At 42.8% G+C, this 20,150-nt stretch carries 11 protein-coding genes; 3 read left to right on the forward strand and 8 right to left on the reverse strand.

The window, feature by feature from the left end; genetic code table 11:
* The first annotated feature begins 22 nt into the window (after positions 1-22).
* Positions 23-4,870, forward strand: a complete 4,848-nt coding sequence (locus JFC10_RS02980) for an NAD-glutamate dehydrogenase (protein WP_198331595.1) — start codon at positions 23-25, stop codon at positions 4,868-4,870.
* A gap of 121 nt (positions 4,871-4,991) precedes the next feature.
* Here the strand turns inward: JFC10_RS02980 and JFC10_RS02985 are convergent, their stop codons facing one another.
* Both JFC10_RS02985 and JFC10_RS02990 read right to left on the reverse strand, forming a co-directional pair.
* A complete protein-coding gene (locus tag JFC10_RS02985) occupies positions 4,992-8,933 on the reverse strand; it encodes an AAA family ATPase (protein ID WP_198331596.1) in 3,942 nt (1,313 codons plus the stop codon).
* Positions 8,934-9,045: 112 nt separating this feature from the next.
* The gene (locus JFC10_RS02990; protein WP_198331597.1) at positions 9,046-10,620 is read right to left on the reverse strand and encodes an exonuclease SbcCD subunit D C-terminal domain-containing protein; all 1,575 of its coding nucleotides are present in this window, start codon (positions 10,618-10,620) and stop codon (positions 9,046-9,048) included.
* Between the two features lie 331 nt (positions 10,621-10,951).
* Between JFC10_RS02990 and JFC10_RS02995 the strand changes: the two genes are divergently transcribed.
* The gene (locus tag JFC10_RS02995) at positions 10,952-11,323 is read left to right on the forward strand and encodes a DUF4377 domain-containing protein (RefSeq protein ID WP_198331598.1); all 372 of its coding nucleotides are present in this window, start codon (positions 10,952-10,954) and stop codon (positions 11,321-11,323) included.
* A 100-nt stretch (positions 11,324-11,423) separates the two neighbouring features.
* On the opposite strand, the gene cysG is transcribed toward JFC10_RS02995, so the two are convergent.
* From cysG to JFC10_RS03020, 5 genes are all read right to left on the reverse strand, one after another.
* Positions 11,424-13,028 (reverse strand): siroheme synthase CysG, encoded by a 1,605-nt coding sequence (cysG, locus tag JFC10_RS03000; protein ID WP_198331599.1) that lies wholly within the window; start codon positions 13,026-13,028, stop codon positions 11,424-11,426.
* Positions 13,029-13,285: 257 nt separating this feature from the next.
* Positions 13,286-14,236, reverse strand: coding sequence for an acetyltransferase (locus tag JFC10_RS03005; RefSeq protein WP_198331600.1), 951 nt, complete (start codon positions 14,234-14,236; stop codon positions 13,286-13,288).
* Positions 14,237-14,572: 336 nt separating this feature from the next.
* Positions 14,573-15,211 carry a phosphoadenosine phosphosulfate reductase domain-containing protein gene (locus JFC10_RS03010; protein ID WP_198331601.1) on the reverse strand — a complete coding sequence of 213 codons (639 nt, stop codon included), beginning with the start codon at positions 15,209-15,211 and terminating at the stop codon, positions 14,573-14,575.
* Positions 15,212-15,268: 57 nt separating this feature from the next.
* The gene (locus JFC10_RS03015; RefSeq protein ID WP_198331602.1) at positions 15,269-15,889 is read right to left on the reverse strand and encodes a DUF934 domain-containing protein; all 621 of its coding nucleotides are present in this window, start codon (positions 15,887-15,889) and stop codon (positions 15,269-15,271) included.
* Positions 15,882-17,567 carry a nitrite/sulfite reductase gene (locus tag JFC10_RS03020; RefSeq protein ID WP_198331603.1) on the reverse strand — a complete coding sequence of 562 codons (1,686 nt, stop codon included), beginning with the start codon at positions 17,565-17,567 and terminating at the stop codon, positions 15,882-15,884. Before JFC10_RS03020 ends, JFC10_RS03015 begins: the two co-directional genes overlap by 8 nt.
* 353 nt (positions 17,568-17,920) lie before the next feature.
* On the opposite strand from JFC10_RS03020, the gene sat reads away from it, so the two are divergent.
* Positions 17,921-19,171: a sulfate adenylyltransferase gene (gene sat / locus JFC10_RS03025; protein WP_198331604.1), complete on the forward strand. Its 1,251-nt coding sequence runs from the start codon at positions 17,921-17,923 to the stop codon at positions 19,169-19,171.
* Positions 19,172-19,310: 139 nt separating this feature from the next.
* Here sat and JFC10_RS03030 read toward each other — a convergent pair whose 3' ends face one another.
* The gene (locus JFC10_RS03030; protein ID WP_198331605.1) at positions 19,311-19,835 is read right to left on the reverse strand and encodes a hypothetical protein; all 525 of its coding nucleotides are present in this window, start codon (positions 19,833-19,835) and stop codon (positions 19,311-19,313) included.
* Positions 19,836-20,150: the final 315 nt, after the last annotated feature.

Here is a 20,150-nt window from a genome sequence, read left to right on the forward strand (position 1 = left end):
TCTATAAAAAAGGATGAAGGACATGCCAAACTCCCTCAGTATCGCAAAAGAGCGCATCAGCCAGATAAGCGATATTGCTACCAGTTATGTACAAAAAGACAAATCATTATTTGATCATTTTATTCATAGCTATTATCAGCCATTGCACGCAGAAGCAGCTGAGACCATCAGTAATGCTGACCTAGCGGGCATGGCACTACATCATTTTACGTTGCTCCAAGCCTATGATGGTAGCAAGCCACAACTGAAGGTGCTGAACCCCAAAGCAGAAGAGCAGCATTTTCACAGCTCACATACGGTTATTCAAATTGTCGCCTATGACAGACCGTTTTTAGTCGATACGATTTTGATGAGTCTTGAGGCTGAAGGTATCGATGTTCATCGTACTTATAACATCATTGTCAGTGTTGAGCGTGATGATAATGGTCATATTACCCATATTGAAGGTGCACATGAAAGCGCTACCTCTCATCTGTCTTTGATTCATTGTGAAATTGCTTATCAAAATGATGAGGATCTGGCTGCGCTACAGCAAATGTTATTGGCAAAAATTGATACGCTAGATACAGTCGTTGGTGATTGGAAGCAGATGCGTGCACAGCTGACGGATATCAAAGCTGAGCTATCAAAGAAACCATTACCAGAAGTCTTTTACTCGCAGCAAGAGATACAAGCGTTTTTAGATTGGATATTAGACGATCATTTTATATTCTTGGGTTACCGTGAATACCGTTTAGAAGGCGGGCAGGCTGTCGAAGTGAATTCTGAACCTGCTGATTTAGATTTGTTCGCCATTGGTAATAGCGGTCTTGGTCTATTACGCGGCGCTGAAGAAGACAAACTCTCAGAAAGTTTTAGCCAATTGCCAAAAGTATTAAAGCAACTATTGACTGAACCGCGAGTATTGATGTTGTCCAAATCAAGCCGTGTATCGCCTGTGCATCGTCCAGTATATATGGACTTTTTAGGTATTCATAAATTTGATGACAATGGTAAGCTGGTTGGTGAATATCGATTTATTGGTCTATTGACCTCACAAGCGTATCAACTGACTGTGCAACAAATCCCGCTATTACGTGAAAAAGCCAACAAGATTATGGCCATGGCGGAATTGCCACGTGACGGTCATGCGCACCATAAAATGATGCATGTGATTAATACGTTACCGCGTGACGACCTCTTTCAAGCCAGCGTAGAAGAGCTATATCCTATCGTTTCTGGTATTAGCCAGTTACAAGACAAGAAGAGTCTACGCCTATTCAGTCGTATTGATCATTATCAGCGTTTTGTCTCCTGCTTGGTCTATATCCCGCGTGACAAGTTCAACACTGAGCTACGTATCAAAGTACAAAATGTCCTAAAAGAAGCCTACGGTGGCACATCATCAGGTTTTACCACCGAATTTAATGAATCTGCTCATGCACGTGTTCATGTCCACGTGCGTACGGTGCCAGGTCAGGTAAAAGATGTTAACACTGCTGAGCTTGAAGCCAAGTTGGCTGCGTTAATGCAATCATGGAGCGACAGCTATCAAAAAATGCTATTGGATAATGTGGGTGAGCAGCAAGCCAATGCTTTAAACCGTCGCTTTTTGAATTATATCCCTGCCGCTTATCAAGAGCGTTTTGATGCCCGTACTGCGGTTGAAGATACCAAGCGTTTGGCTGTATTAACAGCAGAGCAGCCGATGATTTGGCATTTATACCAGTCAACGGGCGATGCCAGCAACCAACTCCACCTGAAGCTTTATGGTCGTGAACAGCCTGTAATCTTATCCAAAGTCCTGCCAATCCTTGAAAACTTTGGTGTGTCTGTCATTTCAGCACAAACCTATGAGTTTGATCTGCCTGAGCAGCCCATTTGGATGCAAGAGTATGAGCTAACGTTAGAACACGTTGATACTGTTAACATGCAAGTGGTGCGTGGTCAGTTTGAAGACAGTCTCAAACAGATTTGGGCAGGACATGTTGAGAGTGATTCATTTAACGAGTTGGTATTGACGACCAATCTAGATACTTATGATGTGGTGGTGCTACGAGCCTTATCACGCTATATGATGCAAGCAAAAGCCCCATTCTCTAGTACGTATATTCAGCAAACTGTGGTAAAAAACAGCGATATTAGCGTGGCGCTAGGCTGTCTGTTTGATGCCCGTATGAATCCTAAGTACAGTGTAGATGAGCGCACAGAAAAAACCGCGCAGATTCAACAGCAGATCACTGCTGCGTTGACAGATGTGGATAGCCTAGATGAAGACCGTATCTTGCGTTGGTACTTAGATTTAATTAATGCAATGGTACGCACCAACTTCTATCAAACCGATAGCAATGGTCAGCGTAAAGATCGCTTATCCTTTAAATTTTTGGCAGCAGATATTCCTAATCTGCCAAAACCAAAACCGATGTTTGAGATATTCGTGTATTCGCCACGTGTTGAAGCGGTGCATTTGCGTGGTGGTAAAGTTGCCCGAGGTGGTCTGCGTTGGTCAGATCGTATGGAAGATTTCCGTACCGAAGTACTTGGTTTAGTCAAAGCACAGATGGTCAAAAATGCTGTGATCGTCCCGGTTGGTTCAAAAGGCGGCTTTATCGTCAAAACCAAAACCATGGCAGATGGTCGTGACGAATTCCAAGCCGAAGGCATTGCTTGTTATCAAGCATTCCTACGCGGTATGCTCGATGTGACTGATAATATCGTCGATGGAAAAATTGTCCCGCCAGCCAACACCGTGCGCCATGATGAAGATGATCCGTACTTAGTGGTCGCAGCTGATAAAGGAACCGCCAGCTTCTCGGATATTGCTAATGCATTGTCTACTGAATATGATTTTTGGCTCGACGATGCCTTTGCTTCAGGCGGCTCGGTTGGTTACGACCACAAAGCCATGGGTATCACCGCACGCGGTGGTTGGGAGTCGGTCAAACGCCACTTCCGTATGCGTGGCATGGACATTCAGAACCATGATAACTTTACCGTGGTTGGTATTGGTGATATGAGTGGTGACGTATTCGGCAATGGGATGCTACTCTCAACCCATACCCAGCTGGTTGCCGCATTTAACCATCTACATATCTTTATCGATCCTAATCCGGATGCTGCCACTTCATACGCTGAACGTGCCCGCTTATTTGATATGCCATGTTCGACGTGGGATGACTATGAAAAATCGCTCATCAGCCAAGGAGGTGGGGTATTCTCCCGCCAAGATAAGAGCATCACGCTCAGTGCCGAGATGAAACAGCGTTTTGATATCGCTGAAGATAGCCTTGCACCTAATGAGTTAATCAGTGCGCTGTTAAAATCGCCTGTTGATCTTATTTGGAATGGTGGTATTGGTACTTACGTGAAAAGCGTGAATGAGAGTCATGCTGACGTCGGTGACCGTGCCAATGACGCAGTACGGGTCAACGGTAATGAGCTACGTACGGCTATCGTTGGTGAAGGTGGTAACTTAGGCTTTACCCAGCAAGGGCGTATCGAATATGCACAAACGGGTGGTCGCATTTATACCGATGCTATCGATAACTCAGGCGGCGTAAATTGCTCAGATCATGAAGTGAATATCAAAATCTTACTTGGCAAAGTAGTCGAGCAAGGCGATATGACCTTAAAGCAGCGTAATGAGTTGCTTGAGAGTATGACCGATAATGTGGCAGAGCTGGTATTGCGCCAAAACTATCTGCAACCACAAGCCATTGAGCTTAGCCACATTCGTGCAGCGGCTAACTTAAGTGATCATCAGCGCTTCATTCAGATGTTAGAAGGTGAAGGACGTCTTGATCGGGCGATTGAATATCTGCCATCAGATGAAGAAATTGCCAAACGTCAAAAATCAGATACTGGCTTGACCAACCCTGAGCTGGCAGTTGTCATGGCTTATGGCAAAATGTGGGTGTATGACAACTTATTATCATCAGACTTGCCAGATGATGCGTACTTTATCAATGAGCTGCGCAAGTACTTCCCTGATGAGCTGGCTACGCGGTTCTTTGATGAGATGACAGAACACCGCTTACATCGCGAAATTATCAGCACGTATTTGACCAATAGCGTGGTCAATCGTTTAGGCATTGAAGCACTGTTCCGTCTTTATGAGGAAACAGACCAATCGCTGGCGACCATCGTGCGTGGTTATGCGATTAGCCGTGATGTCTTCAATGTATCAAAAGCTTGGAAAACACTTGAAGCGCTGGACAATCAAGTCGATGCCAAATTACTGCTAAATCTTGAACTACGTCTACGTGACGCGCTTGAGCATGGTGTGGTTTGGTTTATCAATGCCTTTGGTCAAGACTTGCAAGTCGCTGACATGATCAGTCGCTTTAGCGATAGTGTTGAGAAATTAACCAAATCAGGTGGCTTTATTGAGCAACAATTTGCAGAATACTTGCAAGAAGACACAACTAGCCTGATGCAAAATGATTTGTCTAATAGTGATGCCGCATTGTTTGCGATGCTGCCTTATCATGTCGATGCACTTGATGCCGCACTGCTCGCTGAGCAATATGAGCGTCCTGTTGATGAGATTGCAACGTTGTACTTTGATGCCTATCACGTCTTGCAGTTAGATTGGATGATGGACAATATCGCCACTTTACCACAGCAAGACTACTGGGATCGCCGCGCGCGCCATGCGTTGATGAATGAGCTGTCACGTAGTCTACGTCTACTGATGGATGCCATATTATCTAAACCAGATGCGAAGCAAGCATTTGGTGAATGGCGTTCACGTCACTTAGATCATTTGGAGTCAGTCACCACAGAGATGAGCAAGTTAGATCAGCTTTATGCTAATGATGCAGACAGTAAAATCAGTCTGTCTACGCTCTCAGTACTAATGAGTGAGCTAAGCGGTTTAGTGACTAAGTAACTATTCATTGAGTGAAAAACAAGATAAACGTCTTTTCAAAAAAAACCACCGTTATTAGTTAACGGTGGTTTTTTATTGTCTGGCTAAGCGTGAAAGTTCGACTCTTGATGACCACTTTAACTTACGAGGCTTTTTCATTAGCAATATTGACCACTCGGCGACATCCTTGACCACTGATTTGGCTAAAACCACCCGATATTTTTTCAACCTTGATTTGAGTCAAGATGCGATCTTTTAACGCCTGTACGTGAGAGATAATGCCAATAAGCTTACCTTCTTGTTGTAAGCTCGTTAAAGTGTCGAGCGCAATATCAAGCGACTCCTCATCAAGCGTACCAAACCCTTCATCCAAAAATAGTGAATCCACGCGAATGTTGTGACTCGCCATCTGCGATAACCCAAGTGCGAGCGCCAAGCTGATAATGAATCCTTCGCCGCCCGATAGATTCTTAGTACTGCGAATATCACCGCCTTGATAGTTATCAATCACATTAAGCTCAAGTGGATTGCTGTCATCATGAATGAGCAAATAGCGGTCACTCATTTTTTGCAATTGCGTATTAGCATGGCTAATCATGACCTCAAACGTTAAGCCTTGAGCAAAGGTACGATATTTTTTGCCATCAGCAGAACCAATTAACGTATGTAGCTGTTGCCAAACTTGTAGTTTTTGTTTTTGTTCATCGATTGCAATCAGCTGTGTAGCTTGTTGCCCTTTTTGGCTGTCGTTATCCTTGAGCTTTTGGTCAATCGCACCAATTTTTTGACTTAACTCATCGATATCCGTCTGTATTTGATGATGCTTGCCAGCAAGTGTTTCTCGTTCTTCATCTGTCATAGGTGTGGCAAGTTTTTGCTCTAACGCTTGCTGGGTATTGTCTAACTGCAACTTAGCCTGTTGTAGGGAACTATCAATCGTCAATTTACGTACATGTAATGCTTCACGCTTTTCTTTAGGCAGACGCGCACTCAAAAAATCTGCTTCATCGATAAACTTTGACTCTGCGAGTAAGTTAATAAAAATGCTGTCCTGTGTATTCAGGGTAGTAGTCGCCGACTGTCGCTCTGTGGCTAGCTGTTGCTCTCTAATGTTTAATTGCTCTAAAAATTGCTGTATAGAATCTAGCTGTCTTTGCGCTATGATTTGTTTGGCTTTAGCTTCATCAGCAGCGCTGCGTAACTGGTTTTCTTCATGGTCTGTATCTTTATCTGCGAATAGCTCTTTTCTGGCTTTCTTTAATTGTTCGATATCATCTGTTTTGTTATCAATTAATTTCTCTAATCCTTTGAGTGCTGTCTCATCATTGGCGAGCTGTGCTTGCTTACTCTCAATATTCGCAGTCAGGCTGCTCAGAGTATTTGTGAGTTGCTGTTGGCGGCTACTTTGCTCATGGTGATATTGCTTTAACTGCTTCAAAGCATTACGTTGTGCCCGCAATTGGTCAATATGCTCATCATAATCTGCGCTTGCTAATACTGCTTGCTTATGAATACTTTCAATGAGTAGCTTCAGTACGCCTTGAACGTCAGTCGCTTTGAGCGCTATAGTTAAATGATTCTCGTATTTATCTGTTGGGTACTTACTCACCAAAGATGAAATATTGGTCATCATGGGTATTAGCTCAGAAAAATTAGTGGCAATCTTATCTTCGACACTTTCAATTTTTTGAGCATTTAGCTTGATATCAGTGGTTAGATTATTAATGTCGCGACTAAGTACCTGTTGCTGCTTTTCATCGACTTCGATGGCAATACTGAGCGTTGCAGTACTTTCAGCTAGGTTGTCATATTTGACTACTATCGTTTTAAGAGACTGTTTATGCTCAGTTAGTTTATGTTTGATCGTGTCTAATAAGGACAAGCCGTGATCAATATTAATATCAGTATCGTTCTTAGTCTGCGCAAGTGGATTGATAATTGCCACAGTCGATTCCGAATAACTATTTTCAGTGTTAAATAGCGAGGAAAGGTTAGACTGAATATCAGCGTTTAAGATTTTAGATTGCTGCTGCAAGGTCGCTAACTGCTGCTGTTGATTATTGATGGCTTCTTTTTTGGTGGCATGGTCGATATGATGTTTAGATAAAGTCTGCTCAAGATTATCAATAATAGTGTCTAATTCAGCTATGTGCTGCTGAGTTAATTGCGCCTTAGTCTGTTTTATTGTAGACGACTGGTTTTGCTCGGCATTGCCTTTGGAATTACTATTGTCTAATAGTGGATGATGTTTACCATAAGGATGCTCATGTGCGCCGCAAAGCGGGCAGGGCGACCCATCCTCTAGCTCTACTATATAATCTTCAAGCTTAGCGACCTTTTGTAGTAGATGTAAATGCTCTTGCCTATCTTGTTTTTTGATCTTAGCGTCTTGAATATTTATCTTGCGACTGGCAATCAAACCTTCTAGAGTCTTAAGCTCTTGATTCAGTTTGGGTAACGTTGCGTTGATGTGTTGGATTTGATTGGTACGCTCAGACAGCTGTTCTAGCTTAATATTGGCTTGCGCAATCTCAGTGCTGATTTGATCGATTTGCTCTTGTTCGCTACGCATATTAGCAATGGGCTGGTTTTGAATGAGTATTGCTTGTTGCTGTTGTACGTTGGCAAGTTGCTCACGCTGTTGTGTTATTAATAACGTATCAGCGTCTTGCTGCTTAGATAATTTATCAAAATCAGCTTGTAGCTGGCGAGCTTGATTGCTATAGGTAAGTTTGTCCGCTGTTAGGTTGGCATTATCTTCCAACAGCGCCATTAATTGGCGACAGCTGTTATCAAAGTTCTCCATATCTTTATCAAGATCATTTAGCTCTTGGTAATCGTGGAAGTGCTTTTCTATACTGCTAAGCTGAGCCTTAGTCTTCTGCTCTATTTGTCCATGGCTGGCTATTTCTTGGCGTAATCTTTGCGTATTATTGACTAATGCGTCTTTACGTTGATTATCATTGAGTAAAGAATAAGATTGCTGCTTTATATCAGCATCCAATGCACGCGTCTTTGCAATGACAGGCAAGGTGGTCTGGAGGTTGTCCGTGGCTTGCTTTGCAATGGTATTGATATTCCCTAAATGGGTTGAAGCTTGTGCCAGTACTTCTTGCTGAGCTGGAATCTTATTAAGCAAATCTTGCTGATCGAGATTCAATCTCTTGACCGTGTCTCGGCTATAGCTAAGCTCTCGAAATTGGCTGTCAATCTCTAAGGCTTTATTAGCCACTGCTAAGCGCTGCGCTTCTGGAATAAAGGTTTGCTGTGCCTGCTGCGCCGCTGTAAAATCGGTCTGATAGGTTGAGAGATTTTGCTGTAGCTGCTGAACACTATCCAGCCACTGTAGCTGTTCACTTAGGGTTTTGAATGTTTGGCGCTGTGTGCTCTGCTGCTGGTTAAGGCTCTCTAAATCAGCTTTCAGTAGCTTTTCGTCTTCAATACTTAATAACGATAAGCTATTCACGCCTACCTGTAGCTTGCCAAGTATGTCTTCCTCAAAGCGTTTCTTTTCATGAACGTTTAACGATATCTTGGCATAAATAGCAGTACCCGTTATTTTCTCTAGAATCGCGGCTCTATCGCCAATATCAGACTTTAAAAATGCCGCAAAACTGCCTTGAGCAAGCATGATGGAGCGGGTAAATTGATTAAAATCCATGCCTATGAGGTCTTGAATATAGGCGGAAGTTTTGGACTTTTTCTCTTCTAAAATCTTGCCGGTCTTCACCTCGCTAATCTCATGCTTAATCGGTAATAAATTGCCCTTGGCTTTTTTGTGGGCGCGATGTTGGTACCAGTAGCATTGATAACGCTTGGAATCAATCTCTATAATGACTTCTGCAGAGCATTCGCCCGTACCTTGGGTCATTATCTCGTTCGTTGAACCAGTGATATCGCCCAGTCTTGGCGTCTGGCTATAGAGTGCTAAGCAAATCGCATCCAATATGGTCGTCTTGCCAGCACCCGTTTGCCCAGTAATGGCAAAGATGCCTTCATTAAGAAAAGCAGGATCACTAAAATCAATGTGCCATTCGCCTTTTAAAGAATTCAAATTTTTAAGTCGTAGTTCAATCAGTCGCATGCGCAGGTCTTATTTTTATAGGTAGTAATAAAAAAGGCAATAAAGGCAATAATGAGAAATGAAACCTTTATTCTAGTTAGCTTCGATCAAAAGCGTTTATGATTAAATAATACTATTCAGCCTGAGTGTCTTCATGACGTAAGTTATAAACGATTTGATCATAGGCGTCACGTAAAGATGATTTTTGCTCATCAGGAATATCATGAGCGATCAAGCAACGATCGAATACTTCTTCCTCATTTAAATCTTGTAGCGTCTCGGAACTTTGTTGTTGATTTAGGACTTTATTATAGGTACGGGTGTTTTTAATTTTTAACACCTCGCACGGCAAATTATCTACCATCGCTTGGATATGCTCACGTAACTCGCTGATAATCTCCTCACCCGTATAAATAATTTCTAGCCACACAGACTCTGTTGCGTCAAGAGATTGAATGACTTTATCTATAGCCTGATTAATGCACTCCAAATCACCTGAAACTTGTGCTAACTTTTGAAATTTTGGAATAGGGAGGGAGATTACCTGCATCTGCGTCAAATTATCGCGATGCAGTATTTTGTTGGGAGTATCGAGATTGTTAGGCATTGATTGGTTGTTTTGATCTTGCTGATCAGGGATGTTTTCTATAGCAGCAGTTTTTGTCACTTCATCATTTTCTAATGGCTCGTCAAAGCCAAACAAGTCATCCATAAATTCAGTCGCTTGACAGGCTACTTTTTTAGTAGCTTTTTCTACTGATTTTTCAATCGTGGTAACCGTATTGGCAAGCTGCTGCATAGTGCTTTCAGCTGTACTATTTGATGCCAATTCTTGATTGCTAACATCATTTTCTATTTCACCAAACTGCACCAGCAAAACTTGCTTTTGTTGCTTAGCCTCGCCAAAACCCATCGCGATAGGCGAGCCTGAATAGCGAATGGTTTCACGCCCACCGACACGCTGCGGCACGTGCAAATGCCCAAGTGCGACATAGTCAAAACTTTCATCGAACATGTCAGCAGAGATTTTGCCGAGTGAGCCGACATAAAGCTCGCGAACACCATCATCATCCGTGGTAGTGCCGCCAGCCGCAAATAGATGCCCTGTAGCAATGATAGGAATATGCCGTTGATACGTTTCGATTAATTCAGTTTGTTTGGCTTTTGCAATATCTGCAACGTCATCGTAGTGTGCGCAGATACCAGCGATGACATTAGCGTCTTTGCTTTGAGCTGACTCGCCAGCCTGACTGCCACGTACGTCACGATCACGCAAATAGGGGACAGCCGCAATAATGCAATGTGGTGTGCCGTCTGTATCATCTAATACCAAAACTTCATCATTCAAGTCTTCACAAGCCGTACCAATAACATGGACATTGAGAAACTTCAGCACCTTGCTTGGTGCATCTAAAAATGTCGGGGAATCGTGGTTGCCAGCGACGATAACGATATGTTGACAGCATGATTTTGAAACTTTTCCTAAAAATTCATAATATAGCGCTTGAGCTCTATTGCTTGGGGTCATGGTGTCAAAGATATCACCAGCAACGATTAATATATCCACTTTCTGCAAGCTAATGGCATCTTGCAACCAACCTAAAAATGCTTCAAATTCATCATAACGCATGCGTCCATAAAGCCTGCGTCCCAAATGCCAGTCGGAGGTATGGAGGATAGTGAGAGGTTTGGTAACGGATACAGGCATAATTGAACTTCATAATGAATAAAAGACAGCGATTATTCTAGCAAGAATTGGTGGGTTTTGCTTTGCTATAAACTTACTAGTAAAGCAAAGTAGATAAGAATGAGTAGTGACATTTAGCCATAATTTAAATAAGAATAACTTAAAGCATGATAATTTTTTTTAATGACTTATATTGCTTATAGCAGAAATGACTAGTACGAAAATCACACAGCATTACTTAGTATGCAAATGTATTAACAAGGCATTCATCAGTAATATATAGATTATCAACAAGGGTATGTTATGTCGTTTATCAGATAAAGCTAATTTTGCTCAGAAAAATGCCCATCAAATGCAGAAATTAACTATAGGTGATTATGTTGAAGTGATGGGAGAGCAATCGACATCACAATCAGGCTTAGTTAGTAAGCACCAAATTACTGTCCATGCAATGCCTTATGTTTTACGTAAAATCATCATCGCTGACCATCAAGTAGACTGTGTCGGTGTTGCGCCGCAATCATGCTTACTAACTAAGCCTGCTGAACAAGCCAGCGCAGACTGGGAGTATCGATATAGCGGTATAGAAGGTTTTGATTTTGAACCTAATTATGAATACATTTTGCTCATTAAAAATACACCTATTAGCAATTCGCCTGCTGACGCATCATCAATTCATAGCACGCTAATAAAAGTCATTGAGAAACAAAAGACCAAATCTTAATTATTAAAAACGAACAGCTCATAAAAGATCAATAGCGTTAAATACAAAAACCTACCAGCAATTAAGGGTAGGTTTTTTTGTGCGAGTTAAAAGCCTTGATTTAACCAATTACTAACTGCTCCAACCCATCATCAGCCGTTGCTAAGTTGGCTACCATAGATAAGGCATGGGCTTGCTGACTAGTATGGTCAGTTTTTGGGGTAGCCGCTGTACCACCACGTAACCAGTTATTAGCTGTAGTGTCACTATTTTTATTTTTCTGCTGATTTTGCAAATTATACCAAGCCAAATCATGATGAAGCGCGACCACGTCTCCCATAATGAGCAAGGCTGGCGTGGGTAGCTGGTTTTTTTCTTGCAACTCAACGATGTCAGCAAGCGTTCCCGTTAATACTTGCTGATTGGGCATGCTAGCATTAGATACAATAGCAATCGGAGTATCGCTACTACGACCAGCATTAATCAAGCCTTCAGTCAAACGTGCCAGTGAATGCAGTCCCATATAAAATACTACTGTTTCATCAGTATTCAAAAAGTTTTTGAAGTTACTGTTGGGCGCACCCGCTTTTAAAAATCCAGTGACAAAACGTACTGACTGCGAATGGTCACGATGGGTCAGCGGAATGCCAGCATAGCTAGCGGCAGCATTGGCAGCGGTAATACCAGGCACCACTTGATACGGGACGCCATGCGCACGCAAGCTCTCAATTTCTTCGCCGCCACGCCCAAATATGAAAGGATCACCGCCTTTTAGACGCACCACACGGCGACCTTCTTTAGCGCTATTGACCAACAACTCATTGATACCAAGTTGCGCTACCGCATGGTTGCTACGTTTTTTGCCAACAAATACCTTATCAGCATCGCGGCGGCATAAGTCCAAGACTTGCGGCGAGACTAGCGCATCATAGTAAACAATGTCAGCCTGCTGCATGAGACGCAGCGCTTTAAATGTGAGCAGCTCTGGGTCACCTGGGCCTGCACCAACGATATAAACTTCGCCTATTGCATTTTGCATAGTTTGGAGTTCTGTGGGTTTATCTTTTACTGCACTTTTTTCACTGATAGCAGCAGCTGTTTTATCTAAATCGGCTTGTAATTGTGCCGCCGCTTCATCTTCATTACCAGCAAACATCAGCTGACTGACTGAACCTTCAAATGCCTTTTCCCAAAACTGCCTGCGTCCAGTAAGCGTTGGTATTTTAGTTTTCACTTCGCTACGGAAGTCACCTGCTAATTTGGCCAATTTTCCGTAGCCTTGTGGAATCAAGGTTTCAAGGCGAGCGCGCAATAGACGTGCCAGCACTGGTGCTTTGCCATTAGATGAAATACCAATCACAATTGGATTGCGATCAACAATCGCAGGGAAGATAAAGTCGCATAAATGCGGCGTATCGACCACATTGACCGGAATATTTAGCTCAGTAGCATCTGCGTGAATTTGATGATTAAGCATTTCGTCATCGGTCGCGGCAGTGATAACGCGCGCACCTGGCATATAAGTTTTATCATAATTTTCATAAATCAGTTGGTGCTTGCTATCACTGAGCAAGGCTTGTAGCTCAACACTGATACTTGGCGCAAGGATAGTGATAACAGCACCCGCACGACTGAGCAAGTCAGCTTTACGTAGCGCCACATCACCGCCGCCAACGATCAGCACTTTTCGGTCTTCTAATTTAAAAAATAATGGGAAGGTGTTCATAGCATGACCAATCATTCAATGGAATATATAAAGCTATTATGAGTTATCAGGCGGGCAGGCTCACGTAGTGAATTGGCATTAGCATATTCGTTTTTGTCATGTTGGTGAGGGTTTTTAGTGGGGTGTGGAATAGGTGAGGAGAGATGAAATACGGGATTAAAAAAGCCACAGGCTTACGTCAAAGCTTGTGGCTGTCATTTAGATTAGATTTTTGCATTGGCTATTAGCAATAACGAGATTTGACCACGTACAAGAACCTATTCAAACTCACTCAGCATCTTAGTCATACGGGCATCTTTTTGTTGCCAGATATCCTCTAACCAATCAAACATCATTTTTTTGGTGGATTCATCACGGTCATAGCCACCGTCCATGATGGCAGCGAATAATTCGTCGGGTATCTTTAAGCGAGTCACATCGACACCCAAACGACGAATATTGCCTTTCCATAAATCATCATAATCAGGCGCACCGTCTGGGTAGACGATGGTGACGTCTAAAATAGAATCTAATTCATCGCCTAACGCATTAAGTGCTAATGACAAACCGCCAGCGCGTGGCTTTAATAAATGCTGATAAGGGGATTTTTGCTGTTCGTGTTTTTCTGGGGTAAAACGCGTCCCTTCTAAGTAATTCAATAGGGCAAAGGGTTTGTTTTTTAATTGACGACAGGCGCGCTTAGCCTCCAGCAAATTTTGTTTTTTAAGTTCTGGATTCTTGGCCATCGCTTTGGCAGAAAAGCGCTTCATCATCGGAAAGTCTAAAAAATAAAAAGCTTGACCAATAACGGGGATATAAATCAGATTAAACTTCGTGAAAAACCGTGTCAGAGGCAGTCTGTCTTGGCTGATATATTGCACAATACTGGTATCAACCCACGATTGATGGTTGCTTACCAATAGATACTGCTTGTCTTCGCTCAGATCGTCAGGCAGGTTAATGCGCCAGTCTTTATGGGGTAGCGCATGATCAATGACGGCGTTATTACTATTAATCCAGTATTTGGTAATCGCAATCAGCGCATCATCCGCAGCTTTCGCTCCTGTCAGTACTTTTACCGCTCCCAGCGTCCAAATGGGCAGACCAACCATCGCACTATTGGCAGTGAGGACGCTAGTACCGGTCAAGAAAGACGCTGCTTTGCCTACAGATGGCAGCTTATCGTGCAGTTTTTCATAGAGTGAGTCTATTTTTTTTATAAAGGGCATAACAAATATCCATATTGAGGATGATGGCAAAACCACTACCAAGCTTAAGTGTACAAATGAGCAAAAATAGCCGCAAGAACAGGCAAATTCGTCCATAATTAGTTTTAAAGATTCAGTTTAATGGCCTGCTGTCTTCAAAGATAAGCCATAGAATACCTTAATGTTAGACAATAAGACGTTATAACAACGTTATTTATTCAATTGAAACCGTTATAACAACGTCTCTAGTACGTATCAGCTGGCATAATAAGCACAAAAAAGAAGCGATACTATTAAAGTTATCGCTTCTTTTTTTAATACGTTTAATCACTCAGTGCGCCATTACTGGCTAAGTAATTATAGCTGCGTGTGCAAACCACACTCACGGCTTTCTTCTACTTTAGTCGGATCAAAGTAATCAAACTCATTTGGTAGATTATGCTCTTCAAGATATACATCTAAATCCGCATCAGTTTTCTCAAATAATGGCGCTACTTTTAACACGCCGTCTTTTGATAGACTCAATACATCCAACCCTTGACGGAACTCGGTTTGATCTTTACGAATGGCATTGAACCAAACATCTGGCTTTAGCTCATCTAACGCACGGCGGAATGGCTCAAGTTTTACTTGGTCAGTGAACTCATCATGTTGTGGATTGTCAATGCCAGGAATACCATTCATCGTTGCATCGCGATAAGCTGCCGTTTGCTTAGGAATATAAGTGATGACGTTTAAGTTTAAGTCACGGATGACTTTATTAGCGAACTGATAGGTCGCGTCGGTATTATAGCCTGAATCTACCCAAAGTACCGTGATGTCAGGACGCTGTTTAGCGACTAAATGCAGAATGGCTGATTCGTATGGTCGAAAGTTGGTCGTAATGATTGGGTTTTTTGCTTGAGTTAACGCCCATTCAACGATTTGCTCAGGCGATTTGCCTTGCAAGTCTTGGTTGGCTTGGTCAAGATCTAGGTTTGGATGTAATTGGCTCATGATACGTTCCTTAATGGTTGTTAGTATAAAATTTCGATTAAAAAATTATGGTCAGTGCTAAAGCTGTGCGACTGAGGGTTCTGACTGTTTAGCAAACATCGGTAATGCTGCAGCATTTCTACCGTCATAGCTGCTGGCTAGAGCAGTAAAGGCTTGACTGATATCAGAGATGGACTGCAAGTCATGCTCATTCAGCACAAAGCTGGTGGCACCTGCCCGCAGTAGATAAGCAATTTGATCGCGACCAAAATTACCAGCCATACGAATCTCGCCCTCATAGCCCAGCTGACGCAATGTTTGTGCAAAGCTAAAACCGCGACCATCCACAAAGCTTGGGACATGAATCACGATCAAATCTTGCGTCAATAAAAAGTCTTTAACCTCAGCTAAGGCGTCAGCATCGGTGTTAGAGGTAATCCAAACACCTAGACGGCTACTGTGCTGCTTGAGGATATCAAATACTTGCTCTAGCAAACCGTTTGCCAGTTGGCCATCAGCATTTAATAAATCTGCTAATGGTACGAGTACATCAACTTTTTCTTGTTTGTGCAATAGCTCAAGCAAGGTAAGGTTTGATAACGCGATACCATCAGGCAGCTGCTCCGTCGCTAGCGCTTGCCAAGTATCTTCGCCACTGATGTCTGCGCCATGGCTATCGAGCACATGATGATTAGCCATAGACCTTCTCCTTAAAGGGGGCGATACCAACGCGGTCAATCACGTCACCAAAACCCTCAACATCCTGTTCGTTAGTACCGCGTATATCCAGATAAACATCTAAAATGGTTTGTAAAGTGCTAGCCACATCATCAGCTGGCACCGCTTTTCCTAAGATTTTGCCCAGTTTGGCATCGTCACTAGAGTTGCCGCCAAGGCTGATCTGATACCAATGCTCACCTTTTTTGTCCACACCCAAGATACCAATGTCACCTGTGTGATGATGGGCGCAGGCATTCATACAGCCTGACATGTTTAAGCGAATATCGCCTAAGTCATATAAATAGTCCAAATCATCAAACTGCTTTTCGATTTGTTCCGCGATATTGTACGTGGTCGCATTGGCCAGTGAGCAGTAGTCCCAACCTGGGCAGACAATCATGTCGGTCAAGGTATTGATGTTGGCGCGTGCTAAATGCAGATCTGACAATTGCTGCCACAATTCATAAAGGTCGTTGGTTTGCACATCAGCGAATACCAGATTTTGCTGATACGTACCGCGCAACTCACCAAAGCTATAACGATCAGACAGATCAGCAAGAGCGTCCATTTGTGAGTCGGTCAAGTCCCCTGAAGGCACGTAACTACCGTCGACCAGACCAGCTTTTAAAGAGATCACTACCGCACGGTAACCGTCCACCTTATGTGCGACGGTATTCTGGTTGTACCAGTTGGCAAAGTCTTTATCAGTGTTTAGTTGTTGTTGTAGCTCAGACTGTACTTGCAGCGCATCAAATGACTGATAATCAGGCATACTAAAGTAGCTGGTAGCGGTGTCAAAATTATCTTCAGTCAAAGTAAGCGGGCCACCTTTAGTGTGTGCTTCCCACTCAGCATCCACCAATTTGGCAAACTGACTACCGCCTAAGCTATCGACCAAAATTTTAATACGGGCTTTATACTTATTGTCACGGCGACCGTGTAAGTTATAAACGCGCAAAATGGCATCGAGATAGCTGAGCAAATGCTCACGAGGTAAAAACTTGCGAATGGTTTTGCCAATAACGGGGGTGCGTCCTAAGCCACCACCAACGATCACTTCAAAGCCAAGCTCGCCTGCGTCATTGGTAATGACGTGCAGACCCACATCGTGTACTTGCGTTGCAGCGCGATCCGCTTCGGTACCGATCACCGCAATTTTGAATTTGCGCGGTAAAAAAGCAAACTCAGGGTGGAAGGTTGACCACTGACGAATGATTTCACAGTAGGGACGTGGATCAGCGATTTCTTCTTTATGGATACCAGCGTAAGGATCCGTTGTAGTATTACGGATACAGTTGCCTGAGGTTTGGATGGCATGCATCTGTACCGTTGCCAATTCTGCCAAAATATCTGGCACCTCTTCTAGTTTTGGCCAGTTCAGCTGAATATTGGTACGGGTAGTCATGTGCCCATAACCTTTATCATACTTGCGGGTAATCTCTGCCAATTTGCGCAACTGATAGCTGGCAAGTAGACCGTAAGGAATGGCGATACGCAACATCGGCGCATAACGCTGAATATACAGACCGTTTTGCAGCCGTAGTGGCAAAAACTGCTCTTCTGGCAGCTCACCCGCTAGAAATCGCTCGGTTTGGTCGCGAAATTGAGCAACTCGTTCCTCTACCAACGTCTGGTCAGCGTAATTATATTGATACATGACGTAATCTCAGTTTTGTTTTTAGTCTTAAAAGCAGCGATGTAAGCAATCTCATCTGTGTGCTCGTGTGCGATAAACTTTATCACAAATCGCAATATAAACAATTCAGCTATACATCATATAAGCTTGTACTTAGAAACATAAATTCCTTTCAGACATATCCATATCCAAACACAGCATAAATTTTCATAACGAAAGTTAGGTAGCCTATGCTTATCAAATTTAATGCCTGACTGTAGTGCTGTATTTATCGTCTATCGAGGGCTTCCTTACTAGTTTTTTACGCTTAGTAGCTTTTTGCTTTGTTTCTGATTTTCTTCGACCATTCTTTTTTAAGAGGTTTTAATAACTATATGTCTCAGACCCAAATCCAAACCCAGTCAAAACTCGTTCCTCCACATGGTAGTGCAGAGCTTAAGCCGTTATTGTTAAATGATGAAGCACGTGCTCAAGCATTAAAAATTGCCAGCACATTACCATCTATTACCCTCAGCTCACGTGAGCGTGGTGATTTAATCATGTTCGGTATCGGTGGCTTTACCCCATTAAATGGTTTTATGAATCAAGCCAATTGGCAAGGTGTGGTTGATAACATGCGCTTGCAAAGCGGTGATAATGCGGGTTTGTTTTGGCCCATTCCTATCACCTTGTCTGCGCCAAAAGCGACGGCGGATAGTCTGAGTCAAGGCGACAAAGTAGCATTGGTCGCTCAAGATGGCGAAGTCATGGGTATCTTGACGGTAGAAGAGACCTATACCATTGATAAAGAACACGAGTGTCAGCAAGTATTTACGACCACGGACCCAGAACATCCGGGTGTACAGCAAGTATTGAATCAAGAAGAAGTCAATATTGCCGGTAGCGTGGAGGTATTGAGCGAAGGCGAGTTCCCAACGTTATATCCAGAAATCTACAAAACCCCAGCAGAAACGCGTGAAATATTAGATGCTAAGGGCTGGAAAACAGTTGCTGCGTTCCAAACGCGTAATCCAATGCACCGCTCACATGAATACCTTGCCAAAATTGCGATTGAGATCTGTGATGGTGTGTTGATTCATTCCTTATTAGGTGCATTAAAGCCAGGCGACATTCCAGCCGAAGTACGTCAAGAAGCTATTAAAACGCTCATTGATAACTATTTTAGACAAGATACGGTTATTCAAGCGGGTTATCCGTTAGACATGCGCTATGCAGGTCCACGTGAGGCGCTACTACATGCACTATTCCGTCAAAACTATGGCTGTAGCCACCTTATTGTTGGTCGTGATCATGCTGGTGTGGGCGATTACTATGGTGCATTTGATGCGCAAACCATTTTTGAACAGGTTGGCAAGGACGATCTGATCACTCAGCCGCTAAAAATTGGCTGGACGTTCTGGTGTAATGCTTGTAACGCCATGGCATCTGACAAGACTTGCCCGCATGATGCCTCTGAACACGTTAAAGTATCAGGTACCAAGCTGCGCAAAGCGCTGTCAGAAGACGAAGAGGTACCAGATAACTTTAGCCGTCCAGAAGTCTTACAGATTTTGCGTGATTATTATGCGGGTATCGCAAGAGAGGAGCGTGCTGAAGTGAAATTAGTCGGTGCCTCTGCAGTGTAAATATTATTTTTCAGTTGATGCTTTTTAGTTGATGCGCAAAATTAAAAAATACCCATAAAAAAAAGGGGTCAGACAATAAATCTGATCCCTTTTTTTATCTTCCGGAGTATATCTAAATTTCTTTTCAATACTTAAATATTTAATTCAATTCTAGGTTACCTGCTAGCTTTTGATACTCTCCAACGAACGAACCACCACCTGAGCAAAAATAGTTCAGCGCGTATTTATCTTGACTATCAATAGTCAGTTTATCATCCTTAAACTGAAAGAATGCCATGCTGTCATTGACTTTGCTTTGGAAAATAATACCGTGCGCATCGTCTTGACCCATCAAGGTTGCTTGTCCATCAAACTGACACGTCGGTTTTTTCACATCGCTACGCGCTCGTACTTTAATATTAATTTTATCATTCCCATCTGCTCGTATGATCACCCCAACCCAATCATAGCCTTGCGCGCGCTTTTCATAATCTTCATCAGCATAGTCTCCAACAACTGCTTGCACAGCTGGCGTAACGTCAGCTATCGGCTGTTTTATGGTTTGGTGCTTCAGGCTGGGCGTCACGTTATTACAGCCACTTAGGGCAAACAAAGCAGCAGATGTTGTGAAAAGTACCGCAAAAAAGCGTGAGTGACGAGCGTAACAAGGTGGAGACATGATCATTTAAATACCTTTGATAAAGGAGTGGTTAATAGGAATGGTCGTTATCTATCTAAACGCAACGCCTGACAAGCATGGTTGTCAGGTTGTCAGAGATAGTATCGTTTACATAAAGGCTCGTCTATATAGTAAGCAATACCATAACTTACTCAAAAGTGTCTGCTTATCACTATACCGCAAAAATACTTGGAGAAAATAAGCATTGCAGAATAACTAATAACATTACTTATGCCAAGTTAATCACTCGATAAGCGGATTTGTCACTAAGCGTTTGGCTCACATGCTGTTAGCATATTTCTCATTATCTATAGAACTAAA

Origin of the sequence: Psychrobacter aquimaris (genome assembly GCF_016107525.1) — a bacterium.
Lineage (GTDB): Bacteria > Pseudomonadota > Gammaproteobacteria > Pseudomonadales > Moraxellaceae > Psychrobacter > Psychrobacter aquimaris.

What these genes read in the sequence shown, in the direction of transcription:
- cysG (WP_198331599.1), bottom strand. Translation starts at nt 13,028, where the DNA reads ATGAACACCTTCCCATTATTTTTTAAATTAGAAGACCGAAAAGTGCTG.
- JFC10_RS02985 (WP_198331596.1), bottom strand. Translation starts at nt 8,933, where the DNA reads ATGCGACTGATTGAACTACGACTTAAAAATTTGAATTCTTTAAAAGGC.
- JFC10_RS02990 (WP_198331597.1), bottom strand. Translation starts at nt 10,620, where the DNA reads ATGCCTGTATCCGTTACCAAACCTCTCACTATCCTCCATACCTCCGAC.
- JFC10_RS03015 (WP_198331602.1), bottom strand. Translation starts at nt 15,889, where the DNA reads ATGGCTAATCATCATGTGCTCGATAGCCATGGCGCAGACATCAGTGGC.
- JFC10_RS02980 (WP_198331595.1), top strand. Translation starts at nt 23, where the DNA reads ATGCCAAACTCCCTCAGTATCGCAAAAGAGCGCATCAGCCAGATAAGC.
- sat (WP_198331604.1), top strand. Translation starts at nt 17,921, where the DNA reads ATGTCTCAGACCCAAATCCAAACCCAGTCAAAACTCGTTCCTCCACAT.
- JFC10_RS03010 (WP_198331601.1), bottom strand. Translation starts at nt 15,211, where the DNA reads ATGAGCCAATTACATCCAAACCTAGATCTTGACCAAGCCAACCAAGAC.
- JFC10_RS03020 (WP_198331603.1), bottom strand. Translation starts at nt 17,567, where the DNA reads ATGTATCAATATAATTACGCTGACCAGACGTTGGTAGAGGAACGAGTT.
- JFC10_RS03005 (WP_198331600.1), bottom strand. Translation starts at nt 14,236, where the DNA reads ATGCCCTTTATAAAAAAAATAGACTCACTCTATGAAAAACTGCACGAT.
- JFC10_RS03030 (WP_198331605.1), bottom strand. Translation starts at nt 19,835, where the DNA reads ATGATCATGTCTCCACCTTGTTACGCTCGTCACTCACGCTTTTTTGCG.
- JFC10_RS02995 (WP_198331598.1), top strand. Translation starts at nt 10,952, where the DNA reads ATGCAGAAATTAACTATAGGTGATTATGTTGAAGTGATGGGAGAGCAA.